Genomic DNA, 12259 nt, shown 5'->3' with positions numbered 1-12259 from the left:
CCCAAAGCGACGTCCACCGCCTAAGGCAGCCGTAATGCTCCCCGCCGACCACCCCTTACGCATCGCCAATTTCCGCGCGTATTGGGTGTCGCGCTTCCTCGGCACGATCGCGGTCAGTGCGCAGGGCATGGTGATCGGCTGGCAAGTCTACGGCCTCGCCCGCCAGACCATGGACATCAAGCAAGCCGCGTTCATGCTCGGCATGATCGGGCTGGTGCAATTCGTGCCGCTGTTCGTGCTGACCCCGGTGGTGGGGCTAGCCGCCGATACGTTCGATCGCCGCTGGATCGTGCGGATCACGACCACGGTGCTTGCCTTGAACGCGATGCTGCTCGGGTTTCTGACCAGTGCCGGCGCGCTCGGCCTGCCCGCGCTGTTTGCCGCGGCCGCAGTCGTCGGCGTCGTTCGCGCGTTCTCCGGCCCGGCGTATGGCGCGCTCGCGCCGAACCTCGTGCCGCGCGAGAGCTTACCGACCGCGATCGCGGTATCGTCGATCGCCTGGCAGACCGGGACCATCGCCGGCCCAAGCCTGGGCGGCGTGCTCTACGCGCTGCATCCCGATTTCGCGTACGGCACGATCGCGGCGATGCTGCTGGTCGCGCTCGGCACGATCTTCCTGATCGGCAAGGTGCCGCAGCCGCCCGCGCAAAAGGACCGCCACCCGTTGCAGCGGATCGCCGACGGCTTTGCCTATGTGCGCGACAACCGGCTGGTGCTGGCGGCGATCACGCTCGACCTGTTCGTGGTGCTGCTGGCCGGGGCGACGGCGCTGCTGCCGGTCTATGCCCGCGACATCCTGCACGTCGGCGCGAGCGGGCTCGGTCTGCTCGCCGCCGGCATGGGGATCGGTGCGTCGGCGGGGTCGATCTGGTTCTCGATCCGGCCGATGAAGTCGAACGTCGGGGTCAAGATGCTGATCGCGGTGCTGATCTTCGCCGGCGCGATTTTGACCTTCGGCTTCTCGACCTGGTTCCCCTTGAGCGTGGCGGCGCTGGCCGTCGCGGGCGCGGCGGACATGGTGTCGGTCTATGTCCGCTCGTCGCTGATTCAGCTCCACACCCCCGATTCGATGCGCGGCCGCGTCGGCGCCGTCAGCCAGCTGACGATTTCAGCCTCCAACGAACTCGGCGAGGCGGAAACCGGGCTGATGGCGTCGCTGCTCGGTCCTGTCGGCGCGGTGGCCTTCGGCGGCATCGCCGCGATCGTCATCACGCTGGCCTGGTCGCGCCTGTTCCCCGAACTCAGACTTGCAAAGACCTTCGACCCACCCGAAATCGTCGATCTCACGCCGGACAAAGGAGTCACGCAGCCATGAAGGCCAACACCATCCTGGAAACGATCGGCAACACCCCGCACATTCGTGTGTCGAAGCTGTTCCCCGATGCCGAAGTGTGGATCAAGTCCGAGCGGTCCAACCCCGGCGGGTCGATCAAGGACCGTATCGCGCTGGCGATGGTGGAAGCGGCCGAGCGCGACGGCAAGCTCAAGCCCGGCGGTACGATCATCGAGCCGACCAGCGGCAATACGGGCGTCGGCCTGGCGATGGTCGCCGCGGTCAAGGGTTACAAGCTGATCCTGGTCATGCCGGAGAGCATGTCGATCGAACGCCGCCGGCTGATGCTGGCCTATGGCGCGACGTTCGACCTGACACCGCGCGAAAAGGGTATGAAGGGCGCGATCGAGCGTGCACTCGAACTGATCGAGGCGACGCCCAATTCCTGGATGCCGCAACAGTTCGAAAATCCTGCGAACATCGACGTGCATCATCGTACGACGGCGCAGGAAATCCTGAAGGACTTCGCCGATTCGCCGATCGACGTGCTGATCACCGGCGTCGGTACCGGCGGGCACATCACCGGCGTCGCGGAGACGCTGAAGAAGAGCTGGCCGAACTTGAAGGTGTTCGCGGTCGAGCCCGAGCTGTCACCCGTCATTTCGGGCGGCCAGCCCGGTCCGCACCCGATTCAGGGTATCGGCGCCGGGTTTATTCCCGCCAACCTACATACCCAGGCGCTCGACGGGGTGATCAAGGTCGATGCCGGCGTTGCCAAGGACATGGCGCGCCGCGCCGCGACCGAGGAAGGCATGCTGGTCGGGATCAGTTCTGGCGCGACGCTCGCCGCGATCCTGCAAAAACTGCCCGATCTGCCGGACGGCGCGCGCGTGCTGGGCTTCAATTACGATACCGGCGAACGCTATTTGTCGGTGCCGGACTTCCTACCCGAAAGCTGACCTGAGATCGTCACCCCAGCGAAAGCTGGGGTCTCAGCCGATTGCGCAATCGCATGAGATCCCAGCTTTCGCTGGGATGACGGATCGTTTTACGGTTGGAACGGTTTTTGGCATCACGCGTCCGTTGCGCTAAGGGCGCGTGCGCGCGTTGCTGCGCCCTTCCCAGACAGGCTGTTCCGTGACCGATTCGACGTCCTCCCCCTCCGTTTGCCTTGCGCGCCGTGCTGGCGATGCTCGCGATCGTGCTGGTCGTGGGGCCGCTGCTGGTCGTCCGCTTCGCGCCACACGCCAGGCCGGTACCGAAAGTCAGGGTCGCGCAACGGATCGTGCCGAAGACCGAACTGCCACCGGTCGAACCCGTCGAGCTGCAGGCCGTCACGCCGGAGGACGCAAAGGCGTTCAACGACACCGTCCCCTTCTCGACCGCGCCCAACCCGCCGGCGCGGCCGTTCGTCTTTTCGGGCGACAGCAATGCGCGCGCCCGTGCGATCGACTGCTTGGCGGTCGGCGTGCTCTACGAAGCCGGCGACGACACCGATGGCGAACGCGCGGTGGCGCAGGTCATCCTCAACCGCGTCCGCCATCCCGCTTTTCCCAAATCGGTGTGCGGCGTGGTCTTCCAGGGCTCCGAGCGCTCAACCGGGTGCCAATTCTCGTTCGCGTGCGACGGCGCAATGAGCCGCTGGCGCCCCAACCCCGCCGCCTGGACTCGCGCACGCGCCGTGGCCGTCGCAGCGCTCAACGGGTCGGTCTACGGGGCGGTCGGCTACGCGACGCACTACCATACCGACTGGGTCGTGCCGTATTGGAGCGCGAGCCTCGACAAGGTGACCGCGGTCAAGACGCACCTGTTTTTCCGCTGGACCGGCTGGTGGGGGACGCCCGCGGCGTTCGTGCGGTCGGTGTCGGGCTTCGAGCCCGGCATCGCCGCGCTCGACGGCTTCTCGGCGGCGCATAGCGGCGCGGCGGCGGTCAACGCCGAGGTCAATCCCGCCGAAATCGACGCCGCGACGCTGAACGACGGCAGCGAAGGACCGGGCGCGACCTCGATCGATCCGAACAGCTTCCTCGTCACGCTCGATCCGAACGCGTCGGCCGATTCTGTTCCCGCAAGTCGCCGCCAAGGCCTGCGGCACGCGCGACTATTGCAAGCTGATGGCGTGGACCGACAAAGCACGGACGCCCAAAGCGCTGCCGCTCGGTCAGGCGCAGATTTCGACGATGGCGTTCAGCTATCTGCGCGACAAGGCGCGGAGCTACGAGAAGGCGCTGTGGAATTGCGGCCAGTTCAAGCGCGCGTCGAAGGGCGAATGCATGAAGCTGCAGGTTCTCGGAACGCCGGCGGCGAACTTGCCGCCGACCGGGACGAAGCCGGCAGCGACCGCGTCCGCCACGCCGAGCACGACGCCGCCTGCGGTTACCTTCTCGCTCAAACCCGGTGCGCCGGACGGCCTCGGTGGTGTGCGGCGCAAGGAGCCGCCCAAGCCGGTCGCGACGCCGACGCCGGCAAGGCCGTGAAATTCCCCTCCCTTCCAGGGAGGGGAGCTTCAACTACGCAGCCGCGAACATCTCCGGCGGCAACGCCATCATCGCTTCCGCCCCGCCCTCGATCTTGCGCCGCAACGCACCCGCATCGGGCATGATACGTTCGGCGAAATAACGCGCCGTGGTCAGCTTGGCGTCGAGGAACGCGGCGTCGCCCTCGCCCGCCGCCTTCATCCGCGCCGCGGCCTCGGCCATGCGCAGCCACATCAGCCCGACCCCGACGATCCCCATCAGGTGCATGTAGCTGTGCGCGCCCGCCCCGACATTGTTCGGGTTGGTCATGCCGTTCGCCATGAACCACATCGTCGCCGCCTGGAGCTCGCCATTGGCCTTTTCCAGCGCGGCCGCGAATCCCGCGGTCGCCTCATTCTGTTTCGCCGCCGCGACTTCCTCCGCCACGACCTTGAACAGCAATTGAACCGCGCGGCCGCCATTCTGCGCGAGCTTGCGCCCGACCAGGTCCATCGCCTGCACGCCGTTGGTGCCTTCGTAGATCATCGCGATCCGGGCATCGCGGACGTACTGCTCCATCCCCCATTCGGCGATGTAGCCGTGTCCGCCATAGACTTGTTGCGCCTCGGTCGCGATCTCGTAGCCCTTGTCGGTGCCGTACCCCTTGATCACCGGGGTCAACAGCCCGACCAGGTCGGCGGCATGCTCGCGCTCTTCCTCCGTCGCGGCGGCATGTTCGAGATCGACCTGAAGCGCGCCCCACAGGCACAGCGCGCGCAGCCCTTCGGTCAGCGCCTTGGCGTTCATCAGCATGCGGCGCACGTCGGGGTGGACGAACAAAGTATCGGCCTTTTCCTGCGGCTCGGCCGGGCCGGTCAGCGCGCGACCTTGGCGGCGGTCGTGCGCGTATTGCACCGCGTTCTGGAACGCCGTCTCCGCCACGCCGAGCCCCTGCAGCCCCACGCCCAACCGCGCGGCGTTCATCATGATGAACATCGCGGCGAGGCCCTTCATCTCCTCGCCGACCAGCCAGCCGGTCGCGCCGTCATAGTTCATCACGCAGGTCGAATTGCCGTGAATGCCCATCTTGTGTTCGATCGACCCGCACTGGACGGCATTGCGCGCGCCCAGCGAGCCGTCGTCGTTGACGAGGATCTTCGGCACCACGAACAGCGAAATGCCCTTCGAACTGTCGGGCGCGCCGGGCGTCTTGGCCAACACGAGGTGGATGATGTTGCTCGTCAGGTCGTGCTCGCCCGCCGAGATGAAGATCTTGGTCCCGGTGATCGCGTACGACCCGTCGGCCTGCGGCTCCGCCTTGGTGCGGATCAGGCCGAGGTCGGTGCCGCATTGCGGCTCGGTCAGATTCATCGTCCCACCCCACTCGCCCGACACCATCTTGGGGACGTATTTCTGCTGCTGCTCGGGCGATCCCTTGACCAATAGCGAAGCGACCGCGCCGTGGGTCAGCCCGGGATACATCGCGAACGCCATGTTCGAAGAGATCATGTACTCCTGGAACGCGGTCGAGATGACATGCGGCATCTCCTGGCCGCCGAACGCTTCCGGCGCGCTGAGCGTGCCCCAACCCGATTCGACGAACTTGGCGTACGCTTCCTTGAATCCCTTCGGCGTCGTCACGCTGCCGTCGTCGTTCCGCGTGCAGCCTTCCTGGTCGCCGGAATGGTTCAGCGGGAACAGCACTTCGGCGACGAACCGGCCGCCTTCCTCCAGCACCGCATCGACCGTGTCGGGCGTCGCGTTCGCGAATCCGGGCAGGTTGGCGTAGCGCTCCAGCCCCAGCACATGGTCGAGCACGAAGCGCGTGTCGCGCACCGGAGGCGTGTATTGCGGCATGATCAGTCCTTATCGTTGTCGCGCGCGGCTTCGAGCAGCGCGGTAAATTCGGTCAGTTCGGCGATCGCGGCGTCGATATCGTGCTTCTGCGCCATCAGCGCGTCGATCTTGGTGTGGCAGCGATCGATCGTGCGCTGGCGCTGCGTGCGGCGGCCGTCGCCAATATCGTACAGGTCGATCAACTCGCGAATGTCGGTCAGCGAGAAGCCCACGCGCTTGCCGCGCAATATCCAGGCGAGCCGCGCACGGTCGCGATGCGAATAGACGCGCTGCGTGCCGCGGCGTTCGGGGGCGATCAGCCCTTCGTCCTCGTAGAAACGAAGCGCGCGCGCGGTGACGCCGAATTCGCACGACAGATCGGAGATCGAAAAGCTCTCCTGATCGGGGAGCGGCTCGATCGCGGCGTTGGACGGGACCCACGGCATGGCGACGACGCTACGCTCGCTTTACGTTTACGTCAACGCTACTTGCCGCTGTCGCAGAGCATCCGGCCGCGGCCGTCGCGGAGCGCGGCGGCTTCGGATGGGGAATCGCTCAACCGCTCGACGTTCAACCCCGCCAGCGATGCGCGTTTGGAACATGCCTTTTGGCAAGCCTCGGGGAGCGCGCCAGGCACCGCGATACGATCGCCGTCGAACTTCGCGTCGAAGCTACAGCCCGGCGCGCTGCTCAGTTCGACATGGAGCGTTTCCCCCGTCCGCGTCGCCTCGCCCGACCCGCTGCAGAAATAGTCGTTCCCATAATCGACATAGACGCCGACCCGATACGCCGTCGCGCTCGGTACGATGCAGATCTTGTCGCGGTCGCGCGCGTAGAGCCCGGTCGGGTCGGTGCCGGCGGGATCGGAGATGATCCCCGCCTCGATCGCCGCCGCTTCCAGGCCGGAGGGGGTTGGTCGCGCATCGGGCGCCGATTGCCCTTGGCAGCCGCCGAGCAGCAGCAGGACGGCTAGTGCGCGCTTCACGCGACAGATTCCAACGCGTCGCCAGTAATCCGCCGATAGAAGCACGACCGCTCGCCGGTATGGCACGCCGGCCCGGCGGCATCGACGATCAGCCACACCGCATCCTGGTCGCAATCGATCCGCACCTCGCGCACGCGCATCGTGTTGCCCGACGTCGCGCCCTTTCGCCACAATTCGCCCCGGCTGCGCGACCAGAACACCGCCTCGCCGCTATCGACTGTGGCGCGCAATGCCTCGGCGTTCATGTGCGCGACCATCAGGACCGCGCCCGAATCGCCATCGGTGACCACTGCGGTGATCAACCCCTCGGCACTCCATTTAGGATCGAGCGCCAGCCCTGTTTCGCGCGAGTCGGTCATGGTCCCTCCCTAGCCGCCCGCACCGGCGCGACAAAATGCGCGATGCGATGATGACAAATGCGCGACAAAGCTGATCCGCGTCACTATATGGCCTCGGCCCACGGCTCCTGGACCCCACATGCTGACGACCAATCCGTTCGAGGACGACAAGCTCCGCGAGGAATGCGGCATATTCGGCGTGTCCGGTGCGGATGGCGCGTCGGCGCTCGTCGCGCTCGGTCTGCACGCGCTTCAGCACCGCGGCCAGGAAGCGGCCGGTGTCACCAGCTGGGACGGCGCGCATTTCCACAGTCACCGCGCGATGGGCCATGTCGCGGGTAATTTCGACCGCGAAGAAGTGATGGGTGCGCTGCGTGGCCAGGTCGCCTGCGGTCATGTCCGCTACTCGACCACCGGCGAGACGGCGTTGCGCAACGTCCAGCCGCTTTATGCCGAACTCGCGACCGGCGGGTTCGCGGTCGCGCATAACGGCAATATTTCCAACGCGATGTTCCTGCGCGACGATCTGGTCGCGCGCGGCGCGATCTTCCAATCGACCAGCGATACGGAGGTGATTCTCCATCTCGTCGCGACCAGCAGCTATCGCGACCCGCTCGACAAGTTCATCGACGCATTACGCCGGGTCGAGGGCGCCTATTCGCTGATCGTGATGACCCCGAACGCGATGGTCGCCTGCCGCGATCCGCTGGGCATCCGCCCGTTGGTGATGGGCCGCCTCGACGATGCCTACATTTTTGCGTCCGAGACGGTCGCACTCGATGTCGTCGGCGCGGAATATGTCCGCTCGATCGAGCCGGGCGAGCTCGTCATCGTCGAAAACGGCAAGCTCCGCTCGCTCCGCCCGTTCGGCGAGACGCGCGCGCGTCCGTGCATCTTCGAATGGGTCTATTTCTCGCGCCCCGACTCGATTGCAGGCGACCAATCGGTCTATTCGGTGCGGAAAGCGATCGGCGCGCAACTCGCGATCGAATCGCCGGTCGAGGCCGACCTCGTCATCCCGGTCCCCGATTCGGGCGTGCCCGCCGCACTCGGCTACGCCCAGCAATCGGGCATTCCGTTCGAACTCGGCATCATCCGCTCGCATTATGTCGGGCGCACCTTCATCCAGCCCGGCGACCAGATCCGACGGCTCGGCGTCAAACTGAAGCACAACGCCAATCGCGCGCTGATCGAGGGCAAATCGATCATCCTGGTCGACGATTCGATCGTCCGCGGCACCACCAGCCTCAAAATCGTCGAGATGATGCGCGAAGCTGGCGCCCGCGAGGTCCACATGCGCATCGCCAGCCCGCCGACGACCAATAGCTGCTTCTACGGTGTCGATACGCCCGAGCGCGAGAAGCTGCTCGCGTCGCGCTTCAGCGTCGAGGGCATGACCGACTTCATCCATGCCGACAGCCTGGCGTTCGTCAGCATCGACGGGCTCTACAAGGCGCTCGGCGAGGCCGGCCGAAACGACATGGCGCCGCGCTATTGCGACGCCTGTTTCACCGGGGATTACCCCACCCGCCTGACCGATCACGACGCGATCGACCAATTGGCCCTCCACGAAGCCGCGGAATAAATGACCAAGAAATTCGAAGGACAACTCGCGCTGGTGACCGGCGCGAGCCGCGGCATTGGTGCCGCGACAGCCAAAGCGCTGGCGGCCGAGGGCGCGCACGTCATCCTGACCGCGCGGACCGCGGGCGCGCTCGAGGAAGTCGAGGAAGCTATACACGCCGCCGGCGGCACCGCGACGATCGCGCCGCTGGACCTGACCGAAAGCGACAGCATCGCACGGCTGGCGACGGCGGTGAGCGAACGCTGGGGCGCACTCGACATTCTGGTGCTCAACGCCGCGACGCTCGGCTCGCTATCGGCGGTCCCGGCGATCGACCCAGGCGAATTCGCGCGCGTGATGACGCTCAACGTGTCTGCGCAGGCAGCCATGATCGCCGCGTTCGACCCGGCCTTGCGCAAGTCCGACCACGCCCGCGTGATCGCGATGACCTCCAGCGTCGGTCGCCAGCCGCGCGCCTATTGGGGCGCGTACGGCGCGTCGAAAGCGGCGATGGAGACGCTGGTGCTGGCCTATGGCGAAGAAGTCGAAGCCGTCAGCAATATCCGCGTCGCGGTGATCGATCCCGGCGCGACCCGCACCAAGATGCGCGAACGCGCCTATCCCGGCGAGGACCCAACCAAGGTCAAACCGCCCGAGGACGTCGCCGCGCGGATCGTCGCGCTGATCGCCGACGACTTCGAATCGGGCCATGTCGAGCGGGTCGGCTGATCAACCCGCCTTCACCAACGTGACCTGCGCGACGTCGATCGCGCCGCCGCGGAAGCCGCCCTCGCAATACATCAAATAGTAGCGCCACAGCCCGATAAACCGGCGATCGAACCGCGGCGGCAAGCTCCCGGCAGCGACGACGGCGTCGAACGCCGCGCGCCAGCGTTGCAGCGTCTCGGCATAGTCGCGCCCGAAGCCATGCCGGTCCTGCCATGTCAGGCCAACGCGCTCGGCGATGGCGCGGAAGCGGCTTTCCGACAGTAGCATGCCGCCCGGAAAGACGTAGCGCTGGATGAAATCGACGTTGCTCGCATAGTCTTCGTAGATCGCGTCGTCGATGGAAATGTACTGGATCGCGGCGCGCCCGCCGGGCTTCAGCGCGCGAGCGATCGTCGTGAGATAGTCGCGCCAATATTCCGCGCCGACCGCTTCGACCATCTCGATGCTGGCGACGCCATCATACGTCCCGGTCACGTCGCGATAGTCGGTCAGCGTGATCTCGCCCGCCAGGTCTTGGCGCGCCAACCGCTCCGCCGCATAGGCCTTCTGCTCGCCCGACAGTGTGATGCCATGGACTTTCGCGCCAGCCCGCGCCGCGGTTTCGGCGAAGGAACCCCAGCCGCAGCCGATCTCGAGGATGCGATCGCCCGGCCCGCACCCGGTGCGATCGAAAATCGCCTGGAGCTTGGCATTCTGGGCATCCTCGAGCGATTGGTCGGGCGCGGCGAACAGCGCGCTCGAATAAGTCATGCTCGGGTCGAGCCAAAGCTCGTAGAATTCGTTGCCCAGGTCGTAATGCTCGACGATGTTGCGCTTGGCACCCGCCCTGTCGTTGTGCCGCGCGCGATGCCATTGCCGACGCAGCCAGCGCCCCAGGCCCTGCGCCCGCGCCGCTCGCGCCAGCGTATGGCGGTTGAGCGTGAACAGCTCGAACAGCGCGACCGGGTCGGGGCTCTCCCATTCGCCGGCCGCCCACGCTTCGTACCATCCGGCAGAACCCCCGGTCGCCAGCCGCCATAGCGACCGCCACGAATGCAGGATGACGATCGCTTCCGGGCCCGCTACGCGACCACCGACCCGCCGCGGCACGTCGCCGGGCAACGACGCCGTTATCGCGCCGGCCGCGATCCCTCGATCGATCCGCGCGAGCACACGGCGCCCGATCCACGCGAACGGCCCGCCCGTGCCGCGCCGCCCCTGTATTTGCACCCGCGCGTCCATCCCACGCTCCATGCACAGGCGAGAAAATGCTTTCAATGTAGGATTTCGCATGATCCACACTGCCGGATGACCCAGCAGCCCAGCCGTGCGCGGTGGACGCCCGCCAAACAGCGTCTATTCCTCAAAATCCTGTTCGACACCGGCAGCGTCGCGCGCGCCGCACAAGCGGCCGGCATGTCGCGGTCGAGCGCCCACCGGCTGCGCCGGCGACTGGCGGATACGCCGTTCGATCATGCCTGGAACAACGTGCTCGCCGAGCACCAGCGGCGTTTGGCCGATCCGTTCGACCGCGCTGCGAAGGCGGCGCGTTGATGGTGTCTTATTGCAGCATCGGCGGCGCGTCGCGGGACACCGACCGGCGCGGCATCGTCGCGCAAGTGGCGCAGGCCAGTCGCGTCGCGGTGGCATCGCGGTCGTCTCGCCGGGGCAATGGCGCCAAACGGCCGTCCGAATGTAACCCATGTAACCTTAACTGGGCTCAGCGCACCTTGCGCCCCGCCGCCAGCGCTCGCTCGCGCGCTTCGCGGTGGCCGATGATCTTGTCGGGATAGCCGTCGGGCCGATGTTCCGGATCGTGGATCTGCTCGTCGGGCAAGTCACGCAATTCGGGCACCCATTCGCGGATATAATCCCCCGCGTCGAACTTCTCCGACTGGACCAACGGCGCCATGATGCGGCCCCACATGTTCGCGTCGATCCCGGTCCCGGCGACCCACTGCCAGTTGACGCTGTTGTTGCCGTAATCGGCATCGACCAGCGTGTCCCAGAACCACTTCTCACCCTCGCGCCAGTCGATCAGCAGGTGCTTGATCAGGAAGCTCGCGGCGATCATCCGGACGCGGTTGTGCATCCACCCGCTCCCCCAGAGCTGGCGCATCCCGGCATCGACGATGGGGTAGCCGGTGCGCCCTTGCTGCCAGGCACGGAGATCGGCTTTGGACGTGCGCCACGGCAAGTCATCGAACCGCTCGCGGCCGTTCTTCGAGGCGTAGTCGGGCAGTTGCAGGATGACGTTCTGCGCATAATCGCGCCACGCCAGTTCCTTCAGGAACACATCGGCTCGCTTGTCGGCCAGCCGATGCCAGACATAGCCGGGCGAAACCTCGCCGAAATGAAGGTGCGGCGACAGGCGCGAACTGCCTTCGACCGACGGCAGATTGCGGCGCTCGTCATAATCCGCGACCTCATCGACGAAATCGTCCACGCGGTCGTGCGCGCCGCCCTCGCCCGGCGTCCATTCCTTGCCGAAGCCGGTCGCCCAATCGGGCTTGGTCGGCAGCAGGTCCCAATCGGCCAGCTTGTCGCTCCCGGGCCATTTACCCGGCGCATGAATGTCGCGCGGTCGGTTGAGCGAGTGCCGCGGCGGCATCACCTCGTTCAGCGCGCGCCAGAACGGCGTGTAGATCTTGTAGGGCTGGCCACCGCCCGTCACTACGGACCCCGGCGGCGCGAGGTAATTGCCGTCATGGCACTGCAGATCGAGCCGCTTCGCCACCGCCCGCTCGGCGTTGCGCCACCACGGCTCGTAGTGGCGGATGGCATGGACGGTACCCGCGCCGACCTCTTCCGCGACCTTGGCCAGTTCCTCGTCGCATTTCCCGCGCCGCAGGATCAGCCGCGATCCCTTCTCCCGCAGATCCCTGTCGAGGCTGTCGAGGCTGTGATGCAACCACCACCGCGACGCCGCCCCCATCTTACGATGCTTCGGCGTGTCGTCGTCGAGGACGTAGACCGGCACCACCGGCCCGTCATGCACCGCCGCCGCCAGCGCCGGCTGGTCGGCCAGCCGCAGATCCTGCCGCAGCCAGAGGATGACGGGATCGCTCACCCCCGCACTACGACCAGCGCGCCTTGCCG

General features: G+C 66.6%; 12 protein-coding genes. 6 read left to right on the top strand and 6 right to left on the bottom strand.

All coding sequences use genetic code 11. The features are described from left to right. Nucleotides 1–34 precede the first annotated feature (34 nt). The 3 genes from FPZ24_RS07900 to FPZ24_RS07890 all read left to right on the top strand — a co-directional run bounded on the left by FPZ24_RS07900 (nt 35) and on the right by FPZ24_RS07890 (nt 3875). Entirely contained in the window at nt 35–1315 is a 1281-nt protein-coding gene (locus tag FPZ24_RS07900) for an MFS transporter (RefSeq protein WP_146570830.1), read from the top strand. Continuing rightward, on the top strand, nt 1312–2232 hold the full coding sequence (cysK, locus tag FPZ24_RS07895; RefSeq protein ID WP_146570828.1) for a cysteine synthase A: 921 nt from the start codon (nt 1312–1314) through the stop codon (nt 2230–2232). The genes FPZ24_RS07900 and cysK overlap by 4 nt, the downstream gene beginning before the upstream one ends. 230 nt (nt 2233–2462) lie before the next feature. Continuing rightward, on the top strand, nt 2463–3875 hold the full coding sequence (locus FPZ24_RS07890; protein WP_240047693.1) for a cell wall hydrolase: 1413 nt from the start codon (nt 2463–2465) through the stop codon (nt 3873–3875). On the opposite strand, the gene FPZ24_RS07885 is transcribed toward FPZ24_RS07890, so the two are convergent. Genes FPZ24_RS07885 through hisI form a run of 4 tightly spaced genes read right to left on the bottom strand, consistent with a single transcriptional unit; the run spans nt 3784 to nt 6909 of the window. Then, on the bottom strand, nt 3784–5586 hold the full coding sequence (locus FPZ24_RS07885; protein WP_146570826.1) for an acyl-CoA dehydrogenase C-terminal domain-containing protein: 1803 nt from the start codon (nt 5584–5586) through the stop codon (nt 3784–3786). The genes FPZ24_RS07890 and FPZ24_RS07885 overlap by 92 nt on opposite strands. Before the next feature lie 2 nt (nt 5587–5588). After that, the gene (locus FPZ24_RS07880; RefSeq protein WP_146570824.1) at nt 5589–6011 is read right to left on the bottom strand and encodes a MerR family transcriptional regulator; all 423 of its coding nucleotides are present in this window, start codon (nt 6009–6011) and stop codon (nt 5589–5591) included. 38 nt (nt 6012–6049) lie between these two features. Beyond that, nucleotides 6050–6550, bottom strand: coding sequence for a hypothetical protein (locus FPZ24_RS07875; protein ID WP_146570822.1), 501 nt, complete (start codon nt 6548–6550; stop codon nt 6050–6052). Further along, nucleotides 6547–6909: a phosphoribosyl-AMP cyclohydrolase gene (gene hisI / locus FPZ24_RS07870; RefSeq protein ID WP_146570820.1), complete on the bottom strand. Its 363-nt coding sequence runs from the start codon at nt 6907–6909 to the stop codon at nt 6547–6549. Before hisI ends, FPZ24_RS07875 begins: the two co-directional genes overlap by 4 nt. A 118-nt stretch (nt 6910–7027) precedes the next feature. Here hisI and purF point away from each other — a divergent pair, with 118 nt between their 5' ends. Both purF and FPZ24_RS07860 read left to right on the top strand, forming a co-directional pair. After that, nucleotides 7028–8473, top strand: coding sequence for an amidophosphoribosyltransferase (purF, locus tag FPZ24_RS07865; protein ID WP_146570818.1), 1446 nt, complete (start codon nt 7028–7030; stop codon nt 8471–8473). Further along, a complete protein-coding gene (locus tag FPZ24_RS07860) occupies nt 8474–9181 on the top strand; it encodes an SDR family NAD(P)-dependent oxidoreductase (protein WP_146570816.1) in 708 nt (235 codons plus the stop codon). Here FPZ24_RS07860 and FPZ24_RS07855 read toward each other — a convergent pair whose 3' ends face one another. Further along, nucleotides 9182–10402 carry an SAM-dependent methyltransferase gene (locus FPZ24_RS07855; RefSeq protein ID WP_146570814.1) on the bottom strand — a complete coding sequence of 407 codons (1221 nt, stop codon included), beginning with the start codon at nt 10400–10402 and terminating at the stop codon, nt 9182–9184. A gap of 66 nt (nt 10403–10468) precedes the next feature. On the opposite strand from FPZ24_RS07855, the gene FPZ24_RS07850 reads away from it, so the two are divergent. Next, the gene (locus FPZ24_RS07850; RefSeq protein ID WP_146570812.1) at nt 10469–10714 is read left to right on the top strand and encodes a hypothetical protein; all 246 of its coding nucleotides are present in this window, start codon (nt 10469–10471) and stop codon (nt 10712–10714) included. A 166-nt stretch (nt 10715–10880) separates the two neighbouring features. Here FPZ24_RS07850 and FPZ24_RS07845 read toward each other — a convergent pair whose 3' ends face one another. Next, nucleotides 10881–12230 (bottom strand): cryptochrome/photolyase family protein, encoded by a 1350-nt coding sequence (locus tag FPZ24_RS07845; RefSeq protein ID WP_146570810.1) that lies wholly within the window; start codon nt 12228–12230, stop codon nt 10881–10883. Nucleotides 12231–12259: the final 29 nt, after the last annotated feature.

Origin of the sequence: Sphingomonas panacisoli, from assembly GCF_007859635.1 — a bacterium.
GTDB classification, from domain to species: Bacteria; Pseudomonadota; Alphaproteobacteria; order Sphingomonadales; family Sphingomonadaceae; genus Sphingomonas; species Sphingomonas panacisoli.
The sequence above is the reverse complement of the archived record's forward strand: the minus strand, read 5'-3'. Positions and strand labels throughout refer to the sequence as shown.